Origin of the sequence: Shewanella sp., from assembly GCF_048265805.1 — a bacterium.
Taxonomy (GTDB): domain Bacteria; phylum Pseudomonadota; class Gammaproteobacteria; order Enterobacterales; family Shewanellaceae; genus Shewanella.
In genome coordinates this window covers 39,750-65,941 of the sequence record NZ_JBLXAT010000007.1, presented here as the reverse complement: position 1 = coordinate 65,941, position 26,192 = coordinate 39,750, and the positions used below count along the sequence as shown (strand labels likewise).

The following is a 26,192-nucleotide window of genomic DNA, read 5'->3' as shown; positions in this document are numbered from 1 at the left end:
ATTATATAGCTAGCATGAATATAAATTAGCTAAGGTTTTTAAAATTAATAAGTTATGCAGATAAGAACCGCTACTTTGGTCGACCTGACCACCATTCAAGCGTTAGAGCAGCAGGCCACATTTGATGAGTTTTCTGCGGCTGAGTTGCAGCAAGGCATCTCAGGTGATTTTTTTAATGAACAGCAGCTCAAGCAGTTGCTGCAACTACAGGCCATTTGGTTGTTAGAAATTGATGCAAAGGTACAGGGATATCTTATTATGGCGCCGTTTTCTTTCCATCAATCTGCCGTGCTATACCGTGAGTTAAGCCGCCGCTGTGCCACTAACGACATTGTGCTCAATTGGGCCAAGCTCAGCGTGTGTGGGCCCGTGTGGTTAGCGCCAGCTGCCCGTGGTACTGGCGCGTTTAAGTTACTGTATGCTGCTGCTAGAGCCAAGGTGGCAGGGCAGGTGATGGCGTTAGTGGCCGAGCATAACGAGCGCTCGCTGAAAGCTCATTGCCAGCATGCCAACATGCAGATAGTGGATTTTATGACCTTGGCTGGGCGTGATTTCTATCTGCTGCAAGATTAGCGTTCAACCGTGAGGAGTGACCTATGACCGAGGTGAGTCGTCAGCAAATACAAGGCTTGATTGAGCGGACAGCTAAACTGTCACTATCGAGCTTTGATATGGCCAGATTTCTGTATTCCACGTTAGCGCACCAGCAACTGACGGCAACAGTGAAAGAGGTAAGTCTGCATTCCGCCCCTCGACATCATTTTGTGCTGCAGTTAGGTGAGTTCTGGCTCGATTGTGGAGCGGATAATGCTGCGCAAGCACAGCTAGCGTTGCTGCAGGAATCGCAGATCGTGCAGCAAATACAAACGCTGGACGTGGCGGTGTTACCCGAGGCGCAACTTGCTTTTATGTGCATGGAAACAGCGCATTTCGATCACTGTTATTAATGCCCCTCATTGCGCCGCTATGTGCCTTAGGCTCAGGTGACAAAAAACTGGTTACAATTTAGCCCCACTTTGTTATATCCGCTGCGGCTGCAATCTGCTGCAGGGCAGTCTTAAAGAGCTGGTGGCCGTCCAGTGTTAGTGTGGGATAAGGACATCTTAATATGCGAAGTAAATATGGCTTAGTGTTGCTGGTGGTTGCGCTTGCAGGTTGTAAAACGGTGGCAGATCGACCAGACCCCAACCAAATCAAATATGTCGATCTCAGCAGTGAGGCTAGAAAGGATCTCGTCGATCAGTATTGGCTGGCGGTAAAGCGTGTTGAGCCTGAGTACAGTATTGCTGCGGCGAGGCGGGCTTATCAGGCTGTGTGACGGCAACGGTAGGCATTGGTAGCAATGGTGAAATGGTCGGCTACCAAATTACCAACTGTTTCCCGAAGGGCGTGTTTGATTACCAAGCGGTGGCTGCATTGAAGAAGTGGCGTTGGCAGGCAACTGCAGCCAATGAGAATAAAGGTGCCAGTGCTGACCAGTATTGAATTGGATTTTAAAGTGACGTCGGGTTCAAGAGGTAATCTTGCTGAAGCTAGTTCGCACTGCAATTTCGGCAAAGTCCCGCAGCTTGCTGGCAATCATTAGCGCAGTTTTTTAGCCCCAAAGATCAACAAAGAGCCTACCGCACGAGCAAACTGCAGTAGGCTTTTTTAGCATGAATGATGAGCCGTCCAAGGGACGAGAGGCGACTCATCTGCTGTGGCTGAATTACTTGTTCATTTCAGCGATTTTCAGTTTCCAGATTTCTGGACCAGTTTTGTGCAGGTTGTTACCTTCGGAGTCAACCGCGACGGTCACTGGCATATCGACGACATCAAACTCGTAGATGGCTTCCATACCTAAGTCAGCAAAAGCGACGGTACGTGCAGCTTTAATGGCTTTTGCCACTAAGTAAGCCGCGCCGCCAACTGCCATCAAATAAACCGCTTTGTTTTTCTTGATGCATTCAACAGTGGCTTCGCCACGGTCAGCTTTACCGATCATGCCCATCAGACCCGCTTGTTCCAACATCATGTCAGAGAACTTGTCCATACGGGTTGAGGTTGTTGGGCCTGCAGGACCAACAACTTCGTCGCCAACGGCGTCAACTGGGCCAACGTAGTAAATGAAGCGATCTTTAAAGTCGACAGGGAAGTCTTCACCGCGCGCCAGCATGTCTTGAATACGTTTATGGGCAGCGTCACGGCCAGTCAGAATTTTGCCTGACAGTAATACTGTCTCACCTGCTTTCCATTCGGAGACGTCAGCTTTTTTCAGGTCGTTAACGTTAACGCGACGCACGTTTTCGCCCACTTCCCAAGTGACTTCTGGCCAGTCTTCCAATTTTGGCGGGGTCAGATCAGCAGGTCCTGTGCCATCCAAGTGGAAGTGTACGTGGCGAGTGGCCGCGCAGTTAGGGATGATACATACAGGTTTTGATGCAGCGTGTGTTGGTGCCGTCTTGATTTTAACATCCAGAATCGTAGTCAAACCACCCAGACCTTGGGCACCAATACCTAAGTCATTTACGCGTTTGAAGATATCTAAACGCAGTTTTTCTTCGGTGGTTTCCGCGCCTTTTTCCATCAGTTCATGGATATCTACTGGGTCCATCAGCGCTTCTTTTGCCATAACCGCCGCTTTCTCGGCAGTACCGCCGATACCGATACCCAGCATGCCAGGAGGACACCAGCCAGCGCCCATCACCGGCACCATTTTTTCTACCCAAGCTGCTACGTCGTCTGATGGGTTCAACATCACCATTTTGGTTTTGTTTTCAGAACCACCGCCCTTGGCCGCAATCATGACGTCCACTTTGTCGCCTGGCACCATGTCGATGTGCACTACCGCAGGAGCGTTGGTTTTGGTGTTCTTACGTGCGCCAGCAGGATCTGCCACTACCGATAAACGCAGTGGGTTAGTGGTGCTGGTGTAAGCACGGCGTGTGCCTTCATCCACCATCTCTTGTACAGTCATATCGCTATCCCACTGTACATTCATACCGATCTTCACGAAGCAAGTCACGATACCGGTATCTTGGCAGATTGGACGTTTGCCTTCCGCAGCCATACGCGAGTTGATCAGGATTTGTGCAATAGCATCTTTGGCCGCTTGGCTCTGCTCAGCGTTGTAGGCTTTTTCTAACGCTTTAACAAAGTCGAGTGGGTGATAGTAAGAGATGTATTGCAGTGCCTCTTCGATACTATCGATGAAGTCAGCTTTTTTAATAATAGTCATGACGTTCCCTTTGCTCTTTTGAAGAACCCGAGCACCGAAGCGTGCGCCTCGGTGCCGCTATAATTGATTAGTACAGACCAATCACTTTCCACCAGATACCGCCAACGACGCCCCAAATCAGCAGTTGTGAGATACCCATGACAAGGCCGATGCCCCACCATTTTGGCAGTGAAGTGTGGCCAGCACCGAACAGGATGGGGGCTGGACCTGCGCCGTAGTGAGTACCACAGCCCATCAGGTTAGAAACCATACCAAAGATAAGTGCTGCCATTACGCCAGGGGCGCCCATTTGTACAGCTACTGCGAGGAACACAGAGTACAATGCCGCTACGTGGGCAGTTTGTGAGGCAAATGCGTAGTGGATAAAGAAGTAGATAACGACCAGAGATGCCAGCGCTGTTGGCCAATCAAGGCCGGTCAGTGTGGCGGCAATTGAAGTACCAAACCATTTGATTAACCCCAGTTTGTTCAGGAAGGTTGCCATCATCACCAGTGCGGAGAACCATACTAAGGTGTTCCAAGCGCCTTTTTCTTTCAGCACATCGTCCCAGCTAAGTACGTTAGCGTTCACTAGAATAATCAAACCAATCATTGCAGCGGTGGTGCCGTTCAGTCCAAATGATGGACCGCCAATCCACAGCGCGATCAGCGCAATAAAAGTGCCCAATGTTACCCACTCTGACAGCTTTACTTTGCCCATGTCAGCCAGTGCTTTTGCAGCAATTTGTGGTGCTTGTGGTGTGGCGGTGATCTCTGGTTTATTGATCATGTAGGCGATCAACGGCATAGCAATCAGTGACACAATCCCTGGTACGATGGCGGCTAACGCCCACCCTCCCCAAGTGATTTCAATGCCCATGTCGCCAGCCAGTTTCGCTGCTAATGGGTTAGCAGCCATACCGGTTAAGAACATGGCACCAGTGATGGTGGTACCGTTGAAAACGGTGGTCATCAAGAAGCTCCCTAGCTTCTTAGACGTACCTTCATCTGCGCGAGAACCATATGCATCAGCCACTGAGTTTGCCAGTGGGAATACAATGCCGCCAGTACGCGCAGTGTTCGATGGAATGGCCGGTGCCAGCAGAGTATCTGTCAGCAGTAGGCCATAAGATAAGGTCAGCGTACGTTTACCCATCAGCTTCATAAAGATGTAGCCGATACGTGCGCCTAAACCACTCTTAATGAAGGCGCGGGAGATGAAGAATGCCATCACAATCAACCAGATGACGTGGTTTGAGAAGCCGGTTAATGACTCTTTGATAGTCAGTGTGCCGGTAACTGCTGTGGCTGCAATACCACAAATAGCTACTGCACCCATTGGGATTGGTTCGAGAATCAAACCCAATACAGTGGCAACAAACACTGCTAACAAATGCCAGGCATTAGGGTCTACCCCTGCTGGTACTGGAGTGAACCAGATCCCACACCCAACTGCCAAAATAATCAGCCATGAGATGAGTTTTTTATTCATGGTAAGCACCAATTACTGTAGTTAAAATAATTAAATTAGTTCGTTCGTTTTTACACTAAACAGGTCGTTCAACCTGCGCCGCGTAATAACAGTAACTGAATGATGGATTTAAATTGGCGAGCCTAATTCATTCGTAAATTTGTTTGCTTTTGATGATTTTTTACTAGTTATGAAAGTTATTGATAGTTAGCAAAGAAAGTTGTGGTTCTGGCCGGTTGTTGAGATTTTAATGTTGTAACCAACTGTTATTAAATAACTTTAAATTTTCCCCTATTTATCTTCCCTCAGTTGATGCCAGATGGTTGTTATTTTTTCAGCGAAATTAGTGTGACTTCGCTAACTAAAGCCCGACCAAAACACTCAGCTTTATAAACATGAAAAATATAAAACTGTGAATAGGATCGCTTGTTAACCGAAATAGAGGTGCGCGAATTAACCAATAAGCTCACAGCACCTTCGCCAGTTAGTGGTAAGCAACCGTGGTTCAACCTGCTTGAGTCATTGGCTTAGGTGCGTTTGGGTAAAAAGCGGTAATAGAAATGGCACTGTGCAAAGGACAGCTGTGGTGATGGCGTGATCTGATCCGGTAACTTAGGGGGCGAACAAGTCGTCGCGCCCCGCAGAGCCCGCACGGGACTTATTCGCACCTTCCTTCGCACGTCGCCTACATTCTTCCTCTTTAAGCGCATCTTGAACTTTGTTGCCTCCAGTTTGCTTAGTTGACTAAGCGTCACTGGCTGCGCCTTGCTCATAATGCGTTTAATTTGAACAAAAATTAAACACTAAAGATAAACAGCCCCTAGCTACCGTAGGTTTGAGTGATTGCTAATATCAAGATCACAAAACCCAGCAAAAAATTAGCTGAATTATTTCGATGTTAATTATCATAAAATTATACAAATAAATTTCCATCTACTGCTGGTTTCAGGCTAGAATTCGCGCTCATTATCACTTGGGTTATTCATTGCTTACTCCCCGTTGTGGCAGGTTTTTTCATCGTTCTTATCGATGCTAGTCATCGGAAAAGATCACCAATAAAGTGCTGGTGATTTGTACGATAATGGTGGAAAATTAGCATTTGCGAAAGCAATAGCAAGCCTATAGCTTGGTCACAAAATGACATTAGTTTTAGAGCTGGGTAGCAGTTTGGCAATAGCAGGATAATTCAAGGAGTATCTTTACAAGTATGCCTTGGTCTTATTATCATACAATTTGTTCAAGATTGACTTATTTCAGCCATTATTCAGTTTAAGCGAAGGGTTTGTTATGTCTCGTTATGCCTTAGGTTTGGACTACGGTTCAGACTCCGTCAGAGCCCTATTGGTAGACACCTCAACTGGTGAAGAGGTGGCTAGCCATTTGATTTATTATCCAAGATGGTCCAAAGGCTTGTATTGCGAGCCGTCCAAGGATCAATTCCGTCAACATCCACTCGATTACCTCGATAGCTTGGAGCAAGTGATCCAAGGTCTGTGGAAAGTTGCACCCGCAGGTGCCGCTGACCGCGTTATCGGCGTGAGCTTCGATACGACCGGGTCTACCCCAGTGGCAGTGAACAAAGACGGCGTGCCATTGGCATTGACGCCAGAGTTTGCTGAAAACCCAAATGCCATGTTCGTGTTGTGGAAAGACCACACAGCGATTGCCGAAGCGGCTGAAATTACCAAAGCTGCTAGCGAAAACTCAGTGAACTACCTCAAACACATGGGCGGTATCTACTCGTCTGAGTGGTTCTGGGCTAAAGCGCTGCACGTTTATCGTAGTGATGCCAAAGTACGTGAAGCAACCTACTCATGGGTTGAACACTGTGACTGGATCACCGCGATTCTGGCGGGGACTACCCACCCAGAAAAATTCCGCATGGGTCGCTGCGCAGCTGGCCATAAAATCATGTGGAACGAAGAGTGGGGCGGTTTCCCACCTAACGAATTCTTTGTTGGTATCGACCCATTGTTAGACGGTCTGGCTGACACACTGAATCCTGCTACCCAAACAGCAGGCGAAGTGGCAGGTCACCTGACTGAAGAGTGGGCGACTAAATTGGGTCTGCCTGCGGGTATTGCTATCGGTTATGGCGCGTTCGACTGCCACATGGGCGCGGTTGCAGCCAAAGTACGCCCAGGCGTGCTGACCAAGGTTATGGGTACCTCAACCTGTGATATCACTGTGACCTCAAAAGAGCAGCTGGCGGGTAAATCAGTACGCGGTATCTGTGGTCAAGTGGATGGCTCAGTATTGCCAGGCATGATTGGCTTAGAAGCCGGTCAATCAGCGTTTGGTGACCTATATGCATGGTTCAAAAACCTGCTGTTGTGGCCGATTCGCGAAGTATTGCCAACCATCGAAGGTGTTGACCAAGCTGCACTAGCGCAAGCATTCGAAGATAAAACGCTGCTGGCAATGTCTAACGCCGCCGCTAAATTGCCGATCAGCGAACACGGTATTACCGCGCTGGATTGGGTTAACGGCCGTCGTACTCCTGATGCCGACCAAGGCGTCAGCATGGCCATCACGGGTTTGAAAATGGGCAGTAGCGCCCCACAAATCTTCCGTGGTTTGGTAGAAGCCACCGCGTTTGGTGCGCGTGCAATTACTGAACGTTTCCGCGAAGAAGGCGTGAACATTGAGTCAGTTGTGACCATCGGCGGTATCTCTAAGAAGTCAGATTTCGTCATGCAGACTTGTGCCGATGTGTGGAACTGCCAAATTGAAGTATTGGAAAGTGACCAGAGCTGTGCGCTCGGTGCAGCAATCTTTGCTGCTGTCGCGGCGGGTGAATTTGACACCGTTGAACAGGCGCAGGCTGTGATGGCGTCACCTGTATGTAAAACCTATCAACCTATTCCTGAAAATGCAGCCGTGTATGACCGCCTGTATAAAAAATATCAGGCGCTGGGTCAGTACGTTAACGGAGCAAAATAATGAGTTACAAAGAACTCAAACGCCAGGCTTATGAAGCCAACATGGAGTTGCAAACCCGTAATTTGGTGATTTACACCTTTGGTAACGTATCTCAGATCGATCGCGACAAAGGTGTGATCGCTATTAAGCCAAGTGGCGTATCTTACGATAAGTTACAGCCAGAAGATTTGGTGATTGTGGATTTGGAAAACAACATCGTAGAAGGCAAAATGCGTCCTTCTTCCGATACCAAAACCCACACCCACCTGTATCGTCACTTTGAAAACATCGGCGGTGTGACCCACACTCACTCTACCTATGCTACTGCTTGGGCACAGGCTAAATTAGCTATCCCATGCTTAGGTACGACTCACGCTGACTTCGTTTACGGCGAGATCCCATGCACAGCAGAAATGACTGCTGAGCAGATCACCCGTGACTACGAAGAAGAAACCGGTGTGCAAATCACTGATTGTTATAAAGACAAAGACTACCAAGCCGCTCCGATGGTGCTGGTTGCTGGTCATGCGCCGTTTACTTGGGGCGCGGATGCAGCTAAATCGGTATACCACGCTGCGCTGTTGGAAGAGATTGCTAAGATGTCTTATCTGACTCGTACACTGGCGCCACAAGGCACTTTGTTGAGCCAAGCAATCGCAGACAAGCATTATTACAGAAAGCACGGTAAAAACGCTTACTACGGTCAAAACTAAGCCAGTAAGTCGCTTTCAACTATATAGAGGTCGTTATGAATAGCATTGCAAATAAAGAAGTGTGGTTTGTTACAGGTTCACAAACCCTGTACGGACCAAAAGTATTGGAAACCGTAGCTGACGACAGTGCGACTATCGTAGCAGGTTTGAACGAAGCGGCTAAACTGCCAGTGAAACTGGTATGTAAGCCAACAGTGAAAAGCCCAGAAGAAATCTTCAACCTGTGCCAAGCGGCTAACGCTGATGAAAACTGCGTAGGTTTGGTGCTGTGGATGCACACCTTCTCTCCAGCCAAAATGTGGATTGCAGGTCTGAGCGTATTGAACAAACCTTGGTTGCATCTGCACACCCAATTCCGTGCTGAGCTGCCATGGTCTGAAATCGACATGAACTACATGAACACTCACCAGAGTGCACACGGTGACCGTGAATTTGGTTTCATCGGTACCCGTATGCGCAAAGAGCGTAAAGTGGTTGTTGGTCACTGGCAAAACAAGTCTGTACAGACTCAAATCGATGATTGGTGTCGTGCAGCGTTGGGTTGGAACGAATCTCGTCACCTGAAAGTGGCTCGTTTCGGCGACAACATGCGTGACGTAGCGGTAACTGAAGGTAACAAAGTGAGCGCACAGATCACTTTCGGTTACGAAGTTCATGGTTACGGCGTAGCTGACTTGGTTGCTATTATCAACGAAGTGAACGACGCAGACGTTAAAGGTCAGATCGAAATCTATCGCAACGAATATGAAGTTGCGGCAGCCCTGTTGGAAGATGAATACCAATTCAAAATGCTGCAAAACGAAGCACGTTTGGAACTGGGTATGGCTCGCTTCCTCGAAGCGGGTAACTTTGGCGCATTCACCAACACCTTCCAAGACTTACCAGGCATGACTGGTCTGCCAGGTTTGGCAACTCAACGCCTGATGTCTAAAGGTTATGGTTACGGCGGCGAAGGTGACTGGAAAACCTCTGCTATGGTGCGCATCATGAAAGTGATGGGTCAAGGCCGTGACGGTGGTTGTTCATTTATGGAAGACTACACCTACAACTTCGGTGCAGTAGACCAAGCGCTGCAAGCACATATGTTGGAAGTATGCCCATCAATCGCTGCTGCTAAGCCAAAAGTAGAAATCCATCGCCACACCATCGGTGTGAAATGTGATACTGCTCGTTTACTGTTCAAAGGTAAAGCTGGTGCTGGTGTGGCTGTATCTCCAGTCGATCTGGGTGACCGTTTCCGTATCATCGTTAACGAAGTTGATGCAGTGAACCCTCCAGCAGATACTCCTAAACTGCCAGTAGCTTCTGCACTGTGGGAACCACGTCCAAACTTGGCGACCGCTGCTGCGTCATGGATCTATGCGGGTGGTGCACACCACACTGCATACAGCCAAGCTGTTAACACTGACATGATCATCGATTATGCAGAAATGGCAGGTGTAGAATGTGCGGTTATCGACGCTGATACCACTGTACGTTCATTCAAGAATGAATTGCGCCATAGTGCGGCGTACTATCATCTGAGCAAAGGTCTGTAAGATCTCTGTTTGGAAAAGGCTCACCCCGTTTGGGGTGGGCCTTTTCTTTTTCTAGACCTGAAAAGCAGAGGCTAGTTGTTCTTCCTGCGGTGTTGGCGTAACGCTCGCGTAGTTTACGTTCCGGTTGTCAGGGTTTATTTGGTTTCCCTGCGTTGTTACCGCTCGCTCGTGTAGTCACGCTACACTTCGCTCTCGCTGCCTAACAGGAAAGCCAACTAATTCTCTGACTGACGGTGCACTGGGTAGATAAAAGCGCATAAGAAAAACTGAAGTCCAGAACAACCAGCATTCAGGTTCGGAATATGTTTAGCTGGCACACTTTATTTGCTGCTGGTTAAGTTCGCCCGAGAGCGAACATTATCACCAGCTCCCCCATTTGTTGCAGACACAAAATTTAGAGGTATTTGATGATCGATTTAAGCCAGTATCGCGGCATTATTTTTGACATGGACGGCACTTTGATTGACTCAATGGGTTCTCACCAAGATGCATGGCGCGCGGTGTGTGAAGAGTATGGCTACCCATGGGATGAAGAGTACATGTACAGCCTTGGTGGTGTACCGACCCTGCAAACTGTGGTGGTACTCAACGAAAAATACGGCATGAGTCATGATCCAGTTGAAGTTGCCGTCCGCAAAAAATTGCTGTGGGAAGAGGGCGATCATACCCCTAAGGTGATTGCTGAGACTTTCGCCGTATTTGAACATTACCGCTCAAGTATGAAAATGGGCGTTGGCACCGGTGCCGAGCGTGCACATGCAGTCGAAATGCTCACCGATACCGGTATTTTGCCAAGAATCGATGCGCTAGTGACGGCATCAGATGTCGAAAATGGTAAGCCAGCTCCTGACACGTTTCTGCAAGTCGCAGTACAGTTAGGCCTCCAACCCGCCGAGTGCGTGGTATTTGAAGATACGCAAATCGGTGCCAAGGCTGCCGCCGCAGCCGGAATGGATTATGTAATTGTGAAAGACGGCAAGATCCAGTGCTAAAAGCTTGCAACTTGCTGTTTATTTATAATATAAAACGATAAATTTACCATCAAAGAAAGGTATAGGCATGAAAGGACAAACAGAACAACGAGGGCAGGGCAAACCATCCCTACTGAGTTATTGCCTGAAGGCAGCTGGCTTGACGCTAGCAGGGATCGCACTCGCAGGCTGCAGCCCTGCAGAACAGAATTCAGCCCCATCTTCACCTGCCAAACCTGCGACAGCCACGGAACAACCCGCTATGAATCAAACAAATGTTAGCGCTACTGAAAAAAACTATGGCACTTTGCCAGACGGTACCGAAGTTAAGTTAGTGACTTTGAAAAACGCCAATGGCGTTGAAGTCGATGTTATCAGCTACGGCGGCATCATCACTAAGATGTTGACCCCAGATGCTAAAGGCAACATGACTGACATCGCTTTAGGTTTTGATAACCTGCAAGATTATGTCGCCTCTAAAACCAACAACGTTTACTTTGGTGCGTTGATTGGCCGTTACGGTAATCGTATTGCTGATGGCAAGTTTACCCTTGACGGCCAAGAGTACACGTTGGCTACCAACGATGGTGACAACCATCTGCACGGTGGTACTCAAGGTTTTGACCAAAAAGTCTGGGGCATAAAGCCGTTTGTTAAAGACGGTAAAGCATGTGTCGAACTGACTTACACCAGCCCAGATGGTGAAGAAGGCTACCCTGGTACTTTGGCAACTAAAGTGGTTTATGAGCTGACTGCTGATAACAAACTGGATATGCAGTTTACCGCCACTACCGACAAGCCAACTGTAGTGAACTTGACCCAACACAGCTACTTCAACCTTGCGGGTGGCGGTAGCATTTTGGATCAACAAATTCAGATCAATGCCGACCAATACACGCCAACTCGCCCAGGTTTGATCCCAACAGGTGAAATTGCCTCAGTAGAAGGCACACCATTTGATTTCCGTGAGCCAAAAGCGATTGGTAAAGACATCAACGTCGATAACGAACAGCTGACAATGGCTGGCGGTTTCGACCACAACTTTGTGCTGCGTCCACACGATAAAGGCGAGCTGGTATTGGCTGCGAAAGTAACTGACCCAGCCAGCGGCCGTGCGTTGGAAGTGTACACCGACGAACCTGCAATTCAGTTCTACTCAGGTAACTTCTTGGATGGTTCACTGCAAGGTAAAGGTAACACCTACGGCAAAAACAGTGGCTTTGCGTTAGAACCACAACACAACCCAGATTCACCAAACCACCCAGAATGGCCAACCACTGAGTTGCGTCCAGGCGAAACCTATCAGATCAAAATCGTGTACCACTTCACTACGATTTAATCTTATAGCACCTCTAACGAATGCCAGTGTTGCTGGCATTCGTTTTCTTCGTGATAAGGATTTCGATATGAAAGGTTATGTGACTTTATCGGCCGCAGTAATGCTCATGTTGGCAGGCAACGCCCACGGTGCATGGCAAACTCGTTTTACTAGCCCAGATAAGCAACTCTCCGCTTCGCTCAGTCTCGATGACCAAGGGCGCTTGTGGTACCAAGTGTTTCACAATAATCAACCCGTCCTGAAACCCTCACCACTGGGGCTAAAATTCAACAATAGCCAGTTTGCTGAGTCCCTCAAATTTAAAAAAGAGCTTGGCCAAGAGAGCGTACATGAACAGTACGAACTGTGGACTGGCAAACAAAGCCATGTGGACTACCAAGCTAACGACGTCAAAGTCAGCTTCAGCAACCCACAAGGGCAAACACTGACCGTGCAGATGCGGTTATCCGATGATGGCTTGGCGTATCGCTATGTATTGCCTGAAAAATCAACCGATAGTCGCATTGTGATGGAAGAGTTAACCGGCTTCCATTTCTACCCAGAAACCAAAGCATGGTTACAGCATAAAGCGGAAGCCAAATCTGGTTGGGAACGTACTAACCCATCTTATGAAGAAGACTACAGCCAAGATATCGCGGTAGGTACCCCATCGCCGACCGAGAACGGCTGGGTCTACCCAGCGCTGTATCATTATGGCGATAACTGGATTGCCATTACTGAAGCGGGTAACGACGGCCACTACGCGGGCAGTAATCTGGCGCAAAACAGCCCTGATGGCTTATATCAGCTGCGGTTCCCTAGCCATGAAGAAGCGCTGAGCAACGGCAAATGGCTACCCGAAGCCAAACTGCCGCTGCATTCACCGTGGCGCATTATCACTGTGGGTAGTTTAGATACGTTAATGCGCTCTACGTTGGGGACCGATTTAGCTGACCCGGCCAAACTGACCGATACCGCATGGATTAAGCCTGGTACAGCCGCATGGAGCTGGGGCTTACTCAAAGATGAGTCGGTCACCTATGAGATGCAAAAACAGTTTATTGACCATGCCGCCGATATGCATTGGCAGTACAGTTTGATCGACGTGAACTGGGATCAGAATATCGGCTACCAGAAAATGACCGAGCTGGCCGCCTATGCCAAAAGTAAGAACGTCGGTTTACTGCTGTGGTACAACTCATCAGGCGCGTGGAATGGCACCCAATACACACCTAAAAGCCAACTGTTGACACATGATGACCGCCAACGTGAATTTGCGCGGTTACATAGCATGGGCATCAAAGGGATTAAGGTCGACTTCTTCCCCGGTGACGGCTCATCAGTGATGCAGTATTACCAAGATATTTTGAAAGATGCGGCAGAACACCAACTGCTGGTCAACTTCCACGGCACCACCTTGCCCCGTGGTTTACAGCGCACTTGGCCGAACTTGCTCACTGCCGAAGCCGTAAAAGGCTTTGAAATGATCACCTTCTTCCAAGACGTTGCCGACCGCGAAGCAACGCACGTGGCCATGTTGCCATTTACCCGCAACTTATTTGATCCAATGGATTTTACACCGATGGTGCTGGGGGATATTCCCAACATTGAACGCAAAACCACTAATGGTTTTGAGTTAGCACTGCCGGTGATCATGCTCTCAGGTATTCAACATCTGGTGACTACACCAGAGCAGATGAAAGCACAGCCTGAGTTCGTAAAGCGTTACCTGCGCTCGGTACCCGCCCGCTGGGATGAGAGTCGTTTTCTTGGGGGATATCCCGGCAAATATGCGGTGATCGCCAGACGTGCAGGCAAACAATGGTTCATTGCTGGCATTAATGCCGAAAAAGAGCCTAAAACAATCGCGCTGGACTTGTCCTTTGTGGGAAATGAACAAGGCCTGTTAATTCAGGACGATGGGGATTCAATGCGCAACGTGGTGCAAACCAAAGTTGATAGCAGCCTCAGCCAGCTAACACTCAAGCCGTCCGCCGGTTTTGTGATGGTTTTTAATTGAGAGACGTAGATCATGAAAAACAGATTAAGCCCTAAGCTTGCACTGTTGCCACTGACCTTAGCGTTGGCCGCTTGCGCGACCACCCAACAGGATACCAGTAGCGCAACCACACCAACTGCACAAACCACCCCCAAGGGGAGTTTTACCAATCCGCTGTTTCCTAACGGAGCAGACCCATGGTTAGAATACTGGGACGGTAACTACTACCTGACAACGACCACGTGGACATCAGAACTGGTGATGCGTAAATCGCCAACATTGGAAGGCCTCGCCAACGCCACACCAGTGAACGTATGGTCATCCACCATGCCAGAAGCGTGCTGTAACTTTTGGGCATTTGAATTCCACCGTCTTAAAGGCCCGAACGGCTACCGCTGGTACATGATGTACACTGCTGGCCAAGATGGCACATTGGATCACCAACACCTGAACGTACTGGAAAGTGCTGGTGATGACCCAATGGGGCCATACACCTACAAAGGCGCGATGATGCCTGACACTTGGAACATCGACGGCACCTATTTGGAAGTAAACGGCAATCTGTACCTGCTTTACTCTCAATGGCAAGGTGATGAACAACGTAACATCATCGCTGAAATGGAAAACCCATGGACGCTGAAAGCTGGCACTAAACACGTCGTGCTAACCCGTCCGGTGTTAGATTGGGAAACCAGTGGCCGTAAAGTGACTGAAGGCCCAGAGATTGTGCAGCACGATGGCCGTACCTTCCTGATCTACTCTGGTAGCTTCTGTGATACCCCTGATTACAAACTGGGCCAATATGAATTGGTGGGCAACGACCCAATGGATATCAATTCATGGAAAAAATCACCACAGCCGGTTTTTGAACGTACCGACAAAGTGTTTGGCCCAGGCCACAACGGTTTCTTCACCTCACCAGACGGTAAAGAAAACTGGTTGGTTTACCACGGTAACGACCATGTGACCGATGGCTGCGGCGCCAGCCGTTCATTGCGCGCCCAAAAATTCACGTGGCACGCAGACGGTACGCCGAACTTTGGTAAGCCGTTGACGCCGGGCGTATTGGTGCCACCACCATCAGGTGAAGATGGCCCACTGAAAACCGCTATCCAAGGCCAACGCTATCAGTTGCAAGATGGCAAAACGTCACAATGTATTGCAGCCGGTGCGGGCGTAGCCGCATGTTCTGCTAGCAACAGCGGCTTTGTACTGGATGCCACCACTAAAGGCTTCTTCCGTATTGCTAACAGCGACGATGGCCAATTCCTTGGTGTGGCGAACGGTAAAGTGAACGAAGATGCGTGGCATAACGAAGCTTTCCAAGAGTGGCATTTAGATGTGGGCATGGGCGGTTATACCCTGATCAAACATCGCGACTCTGGCAAGTATCTGTCGCTGAGTGCTAATGGTTTGACGCTGGTCGACAAGATTGATGATGCGAGCCAATGGCAACTGAACCCAACCGGTGATGTAGCGATTGTGAGCCAACAATCCGGTAAAGTGGTCTCAAGTGTTAAAGGCAACGTTGAGCAATCCGCTTGGTCTGATAGCGCTAACCAAAAATGGCACTTCAAACCAACCGATAATGGTTTCTTCCATATCAGCAGTGGCGACCAATGTATTGAAGCCAAAGATGATGCGGTAGTGCCAGGCGCAAACCTGATCACCGGCCAATGCCAAACTAAAACCTCACACTGGCGTATTACCCCAGTGGAAGGCGGCGGTGTTGAGCTGCACAACCGTTACACTAAGCAGGTGTTAGATCTGTCTAGCTGTGGTTTGGCTGATGGGACTAACTTTGCCCAAGCGCCAGCGTTGGGTACGAATTGCCAAGTGTTCCATTTGCGTGAAACTAAGTAGTTTTCACGCTGTGGGGTGATTGAAAAGCTCAGCTGTTTGCAGCTGAGCTTTTTTGTTGCTTGTTTGGTGGGAGTTTTATCTGTCGATGATGCAGTTTTTAGATAGCGCATCGCTATAAATCGCCTGCAGCGGGCTTTGATTTTATGGCTGGCGCCATAGCAAGCTGCGCTTGCGAAAGTCGTGGAACTACTCGTTCCACACCAGAGCCAAGGGGCGATGCTCGTCCCTCGCCCCTTGGAACCCCGACGACGTCCCACGGCGCGAAACGCTACGGCGCTTCTGGTTTGTCATCTGCGCAAATCGCCGCCAACTCGGAATCCATTCCTCGGCGCGGCTTTAAGGCATCCATGCCTTAATTGCTTGATGCCTGCCCAACGCTCCTCCGCCGCGCCGAAGGGGAATTGGTGTTGCCTGAACGTTGGTACTTTCATTAGTGTTGAAAAGTTGCTTGTTAGCGCATCGCTATCAATCACCTGCAGCTGGCTTTGATTTTATGGCTTGCAGCCATTCCAAGCTGCGCTTGGCAAGATTATCGCTGCGCGATTGCAACCTGCGGTTGCGCAAGTCGTGAGCTTTCGCGCTCACACTACGAGACAAGGGGACTGGACGGCCTCGTCCCCTTGTCAAACCCCATACCGCCCCACGGCGCAAAACGCTACGGTGCTTCTGGTTTGTCATTTTCGCAAATCGCTCTGATTCGTCATCCATGACTCACCATCGCTTCTCGTCTTCCCTGACTCGATTGCTCAATGTCTGCCCAACGCACCTGCACTGCGCCAAGGGGAAAGGGCGTTGCCTGATAATTCTGTGGGTTAGCTGAGTTTAATTGGCGGCTGTCCCAAAATTTCCCCCATTGCTTGATGCCTGCCCAACGCCCCTTCGCCGCGCTGAAGGGGAATCATGTTGCTTGAAAGTTGGTACTTTCATTAGTGTTGGAAAGTTGCTTGTTATAATCGTGGTTAAGGCGTTGTCTTCTCGAGCGCGTCAATCTCCATTTTCTTTGCGAGGATAATTAATCCTGATCCGATTAAAAACAAAACTGTAACTACATCGCCAAATAATTCGGTCTGCATTTTTGTTTCTGCCATACTTTTATTTTGTTCTGCATACTCATACGAATCGAAAGCTTCGGGGTTAACTTTAACCATTGTTTTCAAAGGTTCTGGTTGCAGAGTTTGAAAATTTGACCTTGAAGCCATAAAAATGCGATCAAGCTTAGTTTCTAGCTTGTAGATCACTGCACCGTTGGTGAGGTTTTGAGATTTACTTAAGATAAAGAATTGAACGAACGACGAGAGTAAAATCAAAACTAACCCCCACATTTCAAGCTTCTTTGATTTCATATTTCCTCTAAATTTATAATGCCTTATATAAAGGCGTGTGGTACACAATACCGATATTACTCGATACCGCCTTAGTCACTAGACCTAAAACATAATAAAAATACCAAGAGTGCTAAATCATTCTTGGACAATTTGTTTTTTTTCTTCCCATTCTCGCTCAATAAGAATATTAAACTCTGCGGTGTTTAAGAACCCAGCTCGAACAGGGAAAGCTTTTTGATACTCTTGGAAAAGACGATAAAGCCATTCGCGATATGCTTCGACGACGGCTAGAGCAAAATCCATATTTGGGAAATGGTCAGTTTCAGTATCCATGTCAAAGTGAGCAAGAAATTTATCTCTTAACCGCTTCATATTCTCATGGTACTTCGACCATTCATCCAAAGTTATACCCAACGACACTAAAATAGAATCACGGCTGAATGGCTCAATAACTTTTTGCTTACTAGTAAATTGGGACCAATGGCAATGTTCGCCTCTTGAGCCAAAAACTTGATTCCAAACAATCACAGCTTGTTTAAGTAACGAGCTTTTCACAAATTTATCGACTGACGAATCAAAATTATTCATCTCGCGAGAAAACAATATGCTCCTTGATACATCATTCAGTAGCATTGATTGTGTACCAAAAACTTTAAGGGTACTTACTGGGATTTCCTTCATTTGTGTTTTCCTCGATTTTTTGCTCAAAACATATTAGCTTATTAGTACGCATTTGCACTTATCAGGTTAGCTCAGTAAAAATGTGCATCCGTGGTCTTATGAGCTACTGCTATTTAGCGTATTTTGTTCGTAACGTATTAGTTCTAAATATACTTAAAATAATTAGAAAACACGCACTAGTTTAGGTTGAAAATCCACCAGAATGTGTGCAAGTCTGATAGGCCTTGAAATCAGCTCAAATACTGAACCTATGAATGATTACTAGGCGACTCGTTTTGGGGTAAAAGTGATTAAGCTCTAAGAGCTAAAGATTTCCTCAAAATCAACGGATGTACTCGATAAATTCCCAGCACATGCGGACTTGTGGCCGTCGCCAGCATGGATGCTGGCGTCGAGCTTCCAGGGACGGACTTGCAGCGTGCCACAAGGATGCGTGTGCATAAGCCCGCTGCAGGCGATTTAGCGCATCGATGCTCGCAAGCATCACCTTATCCTCTGGTGTGGAACGAGTATCACCGCTCACGCACATCCGTGTGCTCCGCGGTATTAATACGTCCTGTATGTCTTCCCCGACTTTGGCAAACGTAGTTTGCAATCACGCAGTGATAAATCTTGCCAAGCGCAGCTTGGAATGGCGAAGCCATCAATCTTTCGCAACCGTAGGTTGCAATGGCTGCAAGCCATTCAGACTATCGCGCAGCGATATGAAAAAGCAGCACCATTTGTGCTGCACTACAAATCCTTCATTTTACGTTTAATCTCAAAATCATCATCAATCACGATGCTCTCAAGGTTGCGCAATCGCGCTTTAATGTCATCCAACTCCTGCTGCAACTGCTGATTTTGCTCAACGGTTTTAGCGGCAAAGGTTTTTTGCTGTAGGTAACTGTCGATGACTTTGTAGATGATCAGGCCGATGATGATGAAAATAATGATTTCGGCTAACACCATGGTGACTTCCCCTTGGCTGTGCAGCGGTAACTTGCTCAATTGTACACGGCCAACCGTGACTCGTCAGTGCCGGTTAGCCATAAACGTTACTGTGCGGAGTATGACACCGTGCCGATGACAGCTGCTGCGCGTTATCAGCAACGGTGGTCGGGGGTTTGCTGTGCTTACAGCCGGTTGATCTCGTTTTTGAGGTTGTAGCCGTCGTCGGTGATGATGGTTTCTAGCGTTTGAATCCGCTGATTCATGCGGTCTAGCTCTTGGCGCAGTTGAGTGATCTCTTGTTCGGCGGCGATGGCACCTTTGTGTTTCATATAGGTTTTAGTAATTTGATGAATAATGCCTGCAATAATGGCGACGACTGCCACTTCAAACGGTCCCATGGGTAACTCCTTGTTAAGAAACTTGGTAAGTTCAGCATATTGTTTTAGAAATTAGCAAAACCGATGCCAATAGTTTAATTGCTTTTAAATCATGTGATTAAGAAAATTGCTTTGTAAGTTGCTACACCAGCTATCCCACAAAGTATGGGATCACACCATTAGTTGGTGCAAATAGCAAAACAGAGCGCCGTGGCGCTCTGTTGTTTGCTGGGGTTAGCCCCAAGTTTTGATCTGCGCACGAATGGTGTCGATGTTGTTTTGCACTTTGGCAATGGCATCGCGCATCGGTTGTAGCAGTTGCTTTTGGCGCTTGGCGTTGCGTTTGCTATAGATGTAGCCGTGGATCATCAGATAGATGTTGATTACGCCAAATAGGATCATCGGCAGGAAATCAATAAACCAATGTTGGCGATACAGCGGTAAAGTGAAGTCGTTGGCGGTTAAATCCAGCAGCGGAAAAAACGGCTCGCGATAGTCGCTGTAGGTCCATGCGCCAAAGAAGATCGCCATCACCCACCATAAGCCTTGGCCGGTGATGCCACCAAAGTCCGCAAAGCTTTTTGGTGCGTATTGGCGGTCTTTGCTGATGTTGATGCCACATTCGCGGTTGAAGCTGCTGTGGTCGCCCACGTTAACATCGCTGTAGCTGAAGAACACCCAGTCACCGATGTCGAGATCGCCCAGCACTTGTTCGCTGAACTGCCATTTCACTCGTTCGCCATTGGCGCGCTCTAGCCACACTTCACCGCTGATGCCTGTGTCACGGGTACGATCCGTACGGGTGCTGGTATTGGTGGTGCTGTGGCTGTAGCGGTTGCCATAGTAGTGATCGGTAGTTTCTGTGGTGGTGGTCGTTACCGACACATCTGACACATCGGCTTCCACATCGCGACTGATCACTTTTGCCAAAAAGCAGTTAATGGCCACTGTGCCTTTTTGGTCGGCACTCATCAGGTTCTTGTGCAGGTAATCTTCTTGATAGCTCATGGAGTATTGCTGCATCAGCGTACTTTCTTGCTCGGCGATATTGCCGCTTGGCTGGTCGCTATGGCGCTGGCTTTGCTGATCGCTACCGCAACTGACGCAGTATTGCAGCGAGCCGGGAATGCGTTTCTGGCAGCTAAAGCAGATCACGTCGCTGGCGTGGGGTGGCCGCTCGGCATGTTGGTAGCCCAAATCATCGCGGCTGACGCCGAGTATCTGCTTCATGGCGGCTTTAAGCACGTTAAAGCGGTGCTGGCCGGCTTCATATTTTTTACGGTTGCGACCGCGTTCCCACAGGTAACACACCAACGCGGCCACCGCTCCGGCGCCGATTGCTGCTTCGACTTGGCGCAGATGCAAGCCGAAGTACGCCGCTGCGGTTACCGCAATACACGCAAAGAACCACAGCCACGCCGTGGCTTTTGCGCTTGGGTTTAGTGCGCCACCGCGAATCGAACGTTGCTGCTCTGGTAAGTGGTTAATCACACACAGAGCGGTGTTGTTGTGCTTAACGATTTGCCGCGCAGCGCTGTCAGCAATTTTGTGGTTCAGCACAAAGCTGGTTGGGTACAGCAGCGTCAGTACATCGCCTTTTTTGATTGAGGTAAAAAACTCATCTTCCGCTTCAATCGAGGTGGTTTCTATGTTGCCATTTTCATCTTGCAGTTCAATCCACCAGAAGCCGTACTGCAAGTTGTTATTGTTATTTACGAACTTACGCTTGTAGTAGAAGGTAGAAACCACTTTACCACTGACAACTCGTGCATTTGGGTACACGTTGCGTAGTTCTTTCATCGCTTGCGGCTCGACCTGTTCGATACCTTTGACGCGCAGGTGGCTGCTTTCTACGGGGTCACCGCAGTGGCCGCAGAAGTTTTCGTTACTAAAAATTGGTTGGTTACAGTGTTGCATGCAGCTCACCCTTGAGGAGTTAACATTATTGAAAGTTGTTGGTTACCGGCGCGCACGGTGTGCCAGCGGCGATATGTTTGGTAGCCGGGCGCCGATACTTGAATGTCGTAATTGCCCGGCGTTAGGCGCATACCTTGGCTAAAGCGTGGCCCAATGTTCATGATGCGAATGGTGGCATTGTCCACGTTGCAATCAATGGTGAGGTTGGCTTGTTGCTTGACAATCTGCTCGGCGGCGTGGCGTACATCACTGTCATCGAGTAGCTGGCGGGTAATATCCCACTCGGCCATGACATGGGCGGCAGGCGCAAAGTTTTTATATAGATGGGTGTGCTGCTCAAATGCTAGCCCGAGCGGGTGCAGCAGGGGTTGTACGTGCAGCGTCCAGCGCAATGCGTACGACATAAAGATATTGCCTGATTGCTCCACTTTGCCAAGGAAGTAGTTCACTGGGCTATCGCTCTGTTCGGTATAGCGGTTGCTTACCAGCAGCGGCGGTAGGGCAATCAACAACAGTAGGGGCAGCACTTTGAGCAATAGGGCGAGCTGTTTTTTACGGCCGTTGCTGGTTTTATTACTGTTGCCAGCAGTCGTGTTGGCGTTGCCGTTGTGAGCATCGTTAGCTTGACCGCTTGGCTGAGCCTTACCAAACAGCTGGGCGACTTTCAGTGGCAGCTTGATGATGGTCATACACAGCAAAAACAGACTGAGCGACATAGAGATGGGCGGAATAATCACTGAGCGCAATGCTTGCTTACCGTGCTCGGCATATTTGCCTCCATCGGCAAACTCCTGCTCGGCATCTTTGAGCATGGCGATATATTGCTCGGTACGCTTTTGAATATTCGGCTCGACTACGTAACGTTTAAAGTTGGCTTCACTCCAATCGGCGCGGATATTGTCGACATACAAGTCGCCCATGCGGTTAGCAATCTTTGCTTGTACTGATGGATGCAGTTGGAACTGCGGCCAACTGAGGTTTATCGGCAATTGTAGGCCACGTTTAGCCATCTCGCTTTGCCACTGCTTATCGGCATCTTGTTTTACTTTGACGGCGACCGCGCGGTAAAAGCCGGGACGATCGCTGATCTGCCAGTCATTTGCCAGCGGCAAGCCTTTAGCCCCGAGTTTCTGCCTGAGCAGCGCTTGGGTGTGGCTGTGCAGACGAAACTCGTTCAGCTCGCTGATGCCCATCGGGTAGCCAGTTTGCTCAGTAAACAGTTGCTGAAACTTAGGTAGTGCCAAAAAGCGATTACGATAAAACTCGGGGTCATCGGTGTATTTGTAGCGCTTATCTTTAAAGCCACCATCACCGCCAGTGGCTGCGCTGATTGCCTGCATACCAGTATAGATGCCGCCTGTTAACACGCCGCCAATAATTGAGGTGAGAATATTCTCTGAGGTGCTAACGTCTTCAACAATCAGCCAGTAATCGGGTTCGATATAGCCAAAGCCCGCCTTGGAGACTTCCGTTTTGTAGCGTGCATCTAAGCGGGTTATGCACTGGTTGCGGCGTTCGCGCTCGGATGATTTATCGTAGCGCTCGCGGCACTTGCCCACGGCTTCAAAGTAGTCATAAATCTTTGGGCCATACTTTTGCGCGCGCGCCTCGGCTTTAGCAATTTGCGCCTTTTGCGCTTGCTGATATTGTGCCCAGCCGCTGTTCACCTCTTGCTCGACTTGCTGCCAGTACTGCTGCTCACGTTGCGGAATATCGGCTAAGGCTTGGTTATAGCGGTTGGAGCCGTCGGCATATTGCTGGTAGTAACCAGAAAGCTCTTTATACAGCTGACCAAAGTCTTGGTAGTTTTGCTCAAATTGAGCGTAGGCGCGCTTTTGCACAAAGTTGCCGATGATCTTCTCTTTGTACTGCTCTAGGTTGTCGGCCAGATTGTGGTCGGCGTAGGTCATACCACCAAACAGCGCCAAAAAGGTTAGGTTTTCCGACGATTGCAGCTCGTTAGGGTCGTAGCTGAGGCCGGAGATCTCCACCGCGTTGGCGGCTAAGGCATCACGCAGCGCCGCGCTTAAGGTGGCAAACTGGCGTTGTTCTGGGGTGGACGGCTGTACTAACAGCTTTTCGACCAAATATTTCTGCCCAAAAAACACCGTCGGCCACGCCAGCAAGGCCACCACACTGATGGTTAACACGCCGCGCAACACGGTGCGGTAAAACAGCGCGGGCAAAAGATCGGCCAGCAGCAAGGTCACGCCGATACCAGACACAGTTCGGCCGTAGATCTCTAAATGTTCAAGCTGTTCCGGCTTGGGGGTGCCTAAGCCGATAAGAGATACCAGTTGCGCGTTAAAAATGGCTTCTGGCACCAGATAGGCGGCGCTCAGTATCACGAGGATAAGGCGCCAGTAACGAGGCTTCATAGTCATTAAATATCTTTATTGCTGTTTGGGCGGTGTGGTTTGTTGGCCGCGCAGCTCAATTTGAATCGCTTCGGCGGGTGTCAGGTCAACGTCGCTCGCACGTTCTCTTGGGCCTGCATGGGTATCAAGAAACACTGGCACATACTCGGTTTGACCGGGAATATTCACCGGGCCTTTGAGTGGTTGGCCAAACGACTTTAAGCTGCCGTCGATGGCTGGATATAAGTGTTGTGGGAAGTAGGTTGCCAGTTCATCCAGGCGCTGTAAGTCCAGATCTTGCGGCAGTTGCGCAATCTGTTTTGTCAGCTCAGTGGAGCCTTGATATGGCTGCATCGCGGGCAGTTGGTATTGGCGACAAAAGCCATATTGGGTGTCGTCAATGATGGCGTAATCTGGCCGTTGGCTGCTGGGCAACTTAGCTAACAAACTGGCGTGATACGCCTGCGTATTCACGGTGTAGCTGGCCACCGGAATGCCGCGAGCATGGGCGAGTTGCTTAATGTTGCGCGCGCTAGCGGCGTACTGGCGAATATCAATCACAATGCCAAAGTTACCTTTTAGGCTGCGGCTGAGTCTATCTAGCCCTTTGCGATTGTCGTAGCGGTTCTCGCGATAGTGGCGTGTGCCAAAATCTTCATAGTCACTCAACTCGCCTTGGTTGCGCTCATAGATGGGGTCGTTACCTGCGCCGCGTTTTAAATCACTTGATAGCTTTTGCAGTGATGCCAAGGCGGGGCGCTGAATGAAATACAGCCGTACATCACCGTTGATTTTACGCATCTTTTCCAGATTGCTGAGACTCAAACTGGAGTAAAAATAATTACCTTCGCCTAAGGTTTTGAGCGCCAGATAGTCCAACATCTCGATATCGCTCGAACCCGCGCCACCTTTAATCTCAATGTTGAGTTGCTGACCGCGATGCGCACTGGCACGAAACGCTTGGGCTAATTGCACAAAGGTCGGCGGTACAGTGTTGGTCAACTCGCCGCTGTTGAGGTCGCGCTCGCGCAGATAACCCCACTCTTTTTTGTAGTTAATGCTAGAGATGCGGCGGCGTTGATTGTCCACCGTGCCGTTGGCGCGGCCAGTGTAGTCGTCGTGGTGGATCACCCACACATTGTCGCGGGTCAAACGCACATCGGTTTCGACAATCGGAAACTGATTATCTAATGCATCAATGATGGCGTTGATCGAGTTTTCGTTATAGCGAATTGAGCCGCGATGCGCTTGCAACGTCATGGCACCACATTGATCAACGCCAATGTAGTTGATATTGCCCAGCGCGGTACGTTGAAAACCACGTGCATAAAAGGCTTGAGTGAGGGCGGTAGCTTCTATATCAACCTTAGGTGGCTGTTTAGTTGCTGGCGTTGATTGGCAACCAAACAGTAACGAAGCGGTAAAAATAACCAAGAATCTAATGGGCTTTGATAGTATTGAGTGCACGCTATTTGCTTGTTTTTTCGATTTATCTTATTGATTGGTTTGAATGTTATTTTGATGTTACAAATTAATCAACCTTTAGATAGTTTTTTCCGGTGATTCTGCGGTAATAACCGACATATTTGGCGGAAATTTGACGTTAACGGAGGCGGTTTGTGCAGCGCCGCGCAATATTTGTCCGCTGAAATTATGGCGAAACGGTGTCATCAACTGGCTCAATACTCCGGTGCCAAAGCGCAACACTTATACTAGCCACGCCTATTTAAAATGGGTAGTCTGCTGGCCGATGGAACTGGGAGCAAAGCAAGTATGAGAATAAACCTTAAAGCGTATTACTTATTGATCGCCGGCTGGTGGCTAAGTGCCAGTGCTGTTGCCGCCGAGCCACCGCTGCGCATTGTGGCGTTAGCCCCGCACGCGGTGGAGTTGTTGTATGCCATTGGCGCGGGTGATGAGCTAGTGGCTGCCACCGAACATGCCGATTACCCCGAGCAAGCCAAACAGCTGCCGCGTATCGGCGGTTATGCGGGCATTCAACTCGACAAGCTACTGGCGCTAAAACCTGATTTAGTGGTGGCATGGCAAGATGGTAATCGCCAGCAAGATATTGAACGCATGCAGCAGTTGGGGTTAAAGGTATATTTGAGCTATCCGCAGACCTTGGCGCAAGTGGCCGATGAGTTAGAGCGGTTAGGCGAATTGACCCAACATCAAGCGCAAGCGCACGCCGCTGCGCAGCAGTATCGGCAGCAACTGGCAGCACTGGAGCATGACAATGCTGATAAGCGACCAGTCAAAGTGTTTTATCAGTTGTGGTCAAACCCGTTGATGACCGTGGCGGGCGATAGCTGGGTGCAGCAGATTCTGGCGGTATGCAAGGCAGACAATGTGTTTAGCGATGCGGCGAGTGATTACCCGCAGGTGAGCTTGGAAAACGTGCTATTGCGTCAGCCTGAGGTGATTATTAATACCACTGAAAAGGGCGCGCCAGAGGGGATTGATTGGCAGCAATGGCCAGAGATCCCTGCGGTAAAACAGCAGCACATCATCACCTTGAATGCCGACCTGTTGCAGCGGCCAACCCCGCGGGCTATCGACGGTATACAGCAGTTGTGCTCAGCCTTGGATAACGTGCGTCAGCCATAAA

General features: G+C 49.1%; 21 protein-coding genes. 12 read left to right on the top strand and 9 right to left on the bottom strand.

Going from position 1 to position 26,192, the window contains the following annotated elements; genetic code table 11:
- Window positions 1–54 precede the first annotated feature (54 nt).
- From ACN0TT_RS06900 to ACN0TT_RS06885, 4 genes are all read left to right on the top strand, one after another.
- The gene (locus tag ACN0TT_RS06900; RefSeq protein WP_417761407.1) at window positions 55–573 is read left to right on the top strand and encodes a GNAT family N-acetyltransferase; all 519 of its coding nucleotides are present in this window, start codon (window positions 55–57) and stop codon (window positions 571–573) included.
- 23 nt (window positions 574–596) lie between these two features.
- Window positions 597–947: a hypothetical protein gene (locus tag ACN0TT_RS06895; RefSeq protein ID WP_417761406.1), complete on the top strand. Its 351-nt coding sequence runs from the start codon at window positions 597–599 to the stop codon at window positions 945–947.
- Window positions 948–1,108: 161 nt separating this feature from the next.
- Window positions 1,109–1,318, top strand: coding sequence for a hypothetical protein (locus tag ACN0TT_RS06890; RefSeq protein ID WP_417761405.1), 210 nt, complete (start codon window positions 1,109–1,111; stop codon window positions 1,316–1,318).
- On the top strand, window positions 1,315–1,485 hold the full coding sequence (locus tag ACN0TT_RS06885; protein WP_417761404.1) for an energy transducer TonB: 171 nt from the start codon (window positions 1,315–1,317) through the stop codon (window positions 1,483–1,485). Before ACN0TT_RS06890 ends, ACN0TT_RS06885 begins: the two co-directional genes overlap by 4 nt.
- Before the next feature lie 223 nt (window positions 1,486–1,708).
- Here the strand turns inward: ACN0TT_RS06885 and ACN0TT_RS06880 are convergent, their stop codons facing one another.
- A complete protein-coding gene (locus tag ACN0TT_RS06880) occupies window positions 1,709–3,217 on the bottom strand; it encodes a fumarate hydratase (RefSeq protein WP_417761403.1) in 1,509 nt (502 codons plus the stop codon).
- 67 nt (window positions 3,218–3,284) lie between these two features.
- On the bottom strand, window positions 3,285–4,688 hold the full coding sequence (locus ACN0TT_RS06875) for an anion permease (protein WP_417761402.1): 1,404 nt from the start codon (window positions 4,686–4,688) through the stop codon (window positions 3,285–3,287).
- A gap of 1,266 nt (window positions 4,689–5,954) precedes the next feature.
- On the opposite strand from ACN0TT_RS06875, the gene ACN0TT_RS06870 reads away from it, so the two are divergent.
- The 7 genes from ACN0TT_RS06870 (at window position 5,955) to ACN0TT_RS06840 (ending at window position 15,991) form a co-directional block, all read left to right on the top strand.
- Window positions 5,955–7,610, top strand: coding sequence for a ribulokinase (locus ACN0TT_RS06870; RefSeq protein WP_417761401.1), 1,656 nt, complete (start codon window positions 5,955–5,957; stop codon window positions 7,608–7,610).
- Window positions 7,610–8,302, top strand: coding sequence for an L-ribulose-5-phosphate 4-epimerase (locus ACN0TT_RS06865; protein ID WP_417761400.1), 693 nt, complete (start codon window positions 7,610–7,612; stop codon window positions 8,300–8,302). The genes ACN0TT_RS06870 and ACN0TT_RS06865 overlap by 1 nt, the downstream gene beginning before the upstream one ends.
- Before the next feature lie 35 nt (window positions 8,303–8,337).
- The gene (araA, locus tag ACN0TT_RS06860) at window positions 8,338–9,840 is read left to right on the top strand and encodes an L-arabinose isomerase (RefSeq protein ID WP_417761399.1); all 1,503 of its coding nucleotides are present in this window, start codon (window positions 8,338–8,340) and stop codon (window positions 9,838–9,840) included.
- 407 nt (window positions 9,841–10,247) lie between these two features.
- The gene (locus tag ACN0TT_RS06855) at window positions 10,248–10,832 is read left to right on the top strand and encodes a beta-phosphoglucomutase family hydrolase (protein ID WP_417761398.1); all 585 of its coding nucleotides are present in this window, start codon (window positions 10,248–10,250) and stop codon (window positions 10,830–10,832) included.
- A gap of 241 nt (window positions 10,833–11,073) precedes the next feature.
- Window positions 11,074–12,150 (top strand): aldose epimerase family protein, encoded by a 1,077-nt coding sequence (locus tag ACN0TT_RS06850; protein WP_417761397.1) that lies wholly within the window; start codon window positions 11,074–11,076, stop codon window positions 12,148–12,150.
- Window positions 12,151–12,217: 67 nt separating this feature from the next.
- Window positions 12,218–14,149, top strand: a complete 1,932-nt coding sequence (locus tag ACN0TT_RS06845; protein ID WP_417761396.1) for a glycoside hydrolase family 97 catalytic domain-containing protein — start codon at window positions 12,218–12,220, stop codon at window positions 14,147–14,149.
- Between the two features lie 12 nt (window positions 14,150–14,161).
- Window positions 14,162–15,991, top strand: a complete 1,830-nt coding sequence (locus ACN0TT_RS06840; protein ID WP_417761395.1) for a family 43 glycosylhydrolase — start codon at window positions 14,162–14,164, stop codon at window positions 15,989–15,991.
- A gap of 959 nt (window positions 15,992–16,950) precedes the next feature.
- Here ACN0TT_RS06840 and ACN0TT_RS06835 read toward each other — a convergent pair.
- The 7 genes from ACN0TT_RS06835 to ACN0TT_RS06805 all read right to left on the bottom strand — a co-directional run bounded on the left by ACN0TT_RS06835 (window position 16,951) and on the right by ACN0TT_RS06805 (window position 25,048).
- Window positions 16,951–17,334, bottom strand: a complete 384-nt coding sequence (locus ACN0TT_RS06835; RefSeq protein ID WP_417761394.1) for a hypothetical protein — start codon at window positions 17,332–17,334, stop codon at window positions 16,951–16,953.
- 117 nt (window positions 17,335–17,451) lie between these two features.
- On the bottom strand, window positions 17,452–17,997 hold the full coding sequence (locus tag ACN0TT_RS06830) for a hypothetical protein (RefSeq protein WP_417761393.1): 546 nt from the start codon (window positions 17,995–17,997) through the stop codon (window positions 17,452–17,454).
- 732 nt (window positions 17,998–18,729) lie between these two features.
- Entirely contained in the window at window positions 18,730–18,987 is a 258-nt protein-coding gene (locus ACN0TT_RS06825) for a hypothetical protein (protein ID WP_417761392.1), read from the bottom strand.
- Between the two features lie 125 nt (window positions 18,988–19,112).
- Window positions 19,113–19,328, bottom strand: a complete 216-nt coding sequence (locus ACN0TT_RS06820) for a hypothetical protein (RefSeq protein ID WP_417761391.1) — start codon at window positions 19,326–19,328, stop codon at window positions 19,113–19,115.
- A gap of 213 nt (window positions 19,329–19,541) precedes the next feature.
- On the bottom strand, window positions 19,542–21,224 hold the full coding sequence (locus ACN0TT_RS06815; protein WP_417761390.1) for a hypothetical protein: 1,683 nt from the start codon (window positions 21,222–21,224) through the stop codon (window positions 19,542–19,544).
- A 5-nt stretch (window positions 21,225–21,229) separates the two neighbouring features.
- A complete protein-coding gene (locus ACN0TT_RS06810; protein ID WP_417761389.1) occupies window positions 21,230–23,608 on the bottom strand; it encodes a carboxypeptidase-like regulatory domain-containing protein in 2,379 nt (792 codons plus the stop codon).
- Between the two features lie 9 nt (window positions 23,609–23,617).
- Window positions 23,618–25,048, bottom strand: coding sequence for a glycerophosphodiester phosphodiesterase (locus tag ACN0TT_RS06805; RefSeq protein ID WP_417761388.1), 1,431 nt, complete (start codon window positions 25,046–25,048; stop codon window positions 23,618–23,620).
- A gap of 306 nt (window positions 25,049–25,354) precedes the next feature.
- On the opposite strand from ACN0TT_RS06805, the gene ACN0TT_RS06800 reads away from it, so the two are divergent.
- Window positions 25,355–26,191, top strand: a complete 837-nt coding sequence (locus tag ACN0TT_RS06800; RefSeq protein WP_417761387.1) for a cobalamin-binding protein — start codon at window positions 25,355–25,357, stop codon at window positions 26,189–26,191.
- Window position 26,192: the final 1 nt, after the last annotated feature.

What these genes read in the sequence shown, in the direction of transcription:
- ACN0TT_RS06850 (WP_417761397.1), top strand. Translation starts at nt 11,074, where the DNA reads ATGAATCAAACAAATGTTAGCGCTACTGAAAAAAACTATGGCACTTTG.
- ACN0TT_RS06840 (WP_417761395.1), top strand. Translation starts at nt 14,162, where the DNA reads ATGAAAAACAGATTAAGCCCTAAGCTTGCACTGTTGCCACTGACCTTA.
- ACN0TT_RS06835 (WP_417761394.1), bottom strand. Translation starts at nt 17,334, where the DNA reads ATGAAATCAAAGAAGCTTGAAATGTGGGGGTTAGTTTTGATTTTACTC.
- ACN0TT_RS06870 (WP_417761401.1), top strand. Translation starts at nt 5,955, where the DNA reads ATGTCTCGTTATGCCTTAGGTTTGGACTACGGTTCAGACTCCGTCAGA.
- ACN0TT_RS06890 (WP_417761405.1), top strand. Translation starts at nt 1,109, where the DNA reads ATGCGAAGTAAATATGGCTTAGTGTTGCTGGTGGTTGCGCTTGCAGGT.
- ACN0TT_RS06820 (WP_417761391.1), bottom strand. Translation starts at nt 19,328, where the DNA reads ATGGGACCGTTTGAAGTGGCAGTCGTCGCCATTATTGCAGGCATTATT.
- ACN0TT_RS06815 (WP_417761390.1), bottom strand. Translation starts at nt 21,224, where the DNA reads ATGCAACACTGTAACCAACCAATTTTTAGTAACGAAAACTTCTGCGGC.
- ACN0TT_RS06895 (WP_417761406.1), top strand. Translation starts at nt 597, where the DNA reads ATGACCGAGGTGAGTCGTCAGCAAATACAAGGCTTGATTGAGCGGACA.
- ACN0TT_RS06865 (WP_417761400.1), top strand. Translation starts at nt 7,610, where the DNA reads ATGAGTTACAAAGAACTCAAACGCCAGGCTTATGAAGCCAACATGGAG.
- ACN0TT_RS06800 (WP_417761387.1), top strand. Translation starts at nt 25,355, where the DNA reads ATGAGAATAAACCTTAAAGCGTATTACTTATTGATCGCCGGCTGGTGG.
- ACN0TT_RS06845 (WP_417761396.1), top strand. Translation starts at nt 12,218, where the DNA reads ATGAAAGGTTATGTGACTTTATCGGCCGCAGTAATGCTCATGTTGGCA.
- araA (WP_417761399.1), top strand. Translation starts at nt 8,338, where the DNA reads ATGAATAGCATTGCAAATAAAGAAGTGTGGTTTGTTACAGGTTCACAA.
- ACN0TT_RS06900 (WP_417761407.1), top strand. Translation starts at nt 55, where the DNA reads ATGCAGATAAGAACCGCTACTTTGGTCGACCTGACCACCATTCAAGCG.
- ACN0TT_RS06810 (WP_417761389.1), bottom strand. Translation starts at nt 23,608, where the DNA reads ATGACTATGAAGCCTCGTTACTGGCGCCTTATCCTCGTGATACTGAGC.
- ACN0TT_RS06830 (WP_417761393.1), bottom strand. Translation starts at nt 17,997, where the DNA reads ATGAAGGAAATCCCAGTAAGTACCCTTAAAGTTTTTGGTACACAATCA.
- ACN0TT_RS06855 (WP_417761398.1), top strand. Translation starts at nt 10,248, where the DNA reads ATGATCGATTTAAGCCAGTATCGCGGCATTATTTTTGACATGGACGGC.
- ACN0TT_RS06880 (WP_417761403.1), bottom strand. Translation starts at nt 3,217, where the DNA reads ATGACTATTATTAAAAAAGCTGACTTCATCGATAGTATCGAAGAGGCA.
- ACN0TT_RS06875 (WP_417761402.1), bottom strand. Translation starts at nt 4,688, where the DNA reads ATGAATAAAAAACTCATCTCATGGCTGATTATTTTGGCAGTTGGGTGT.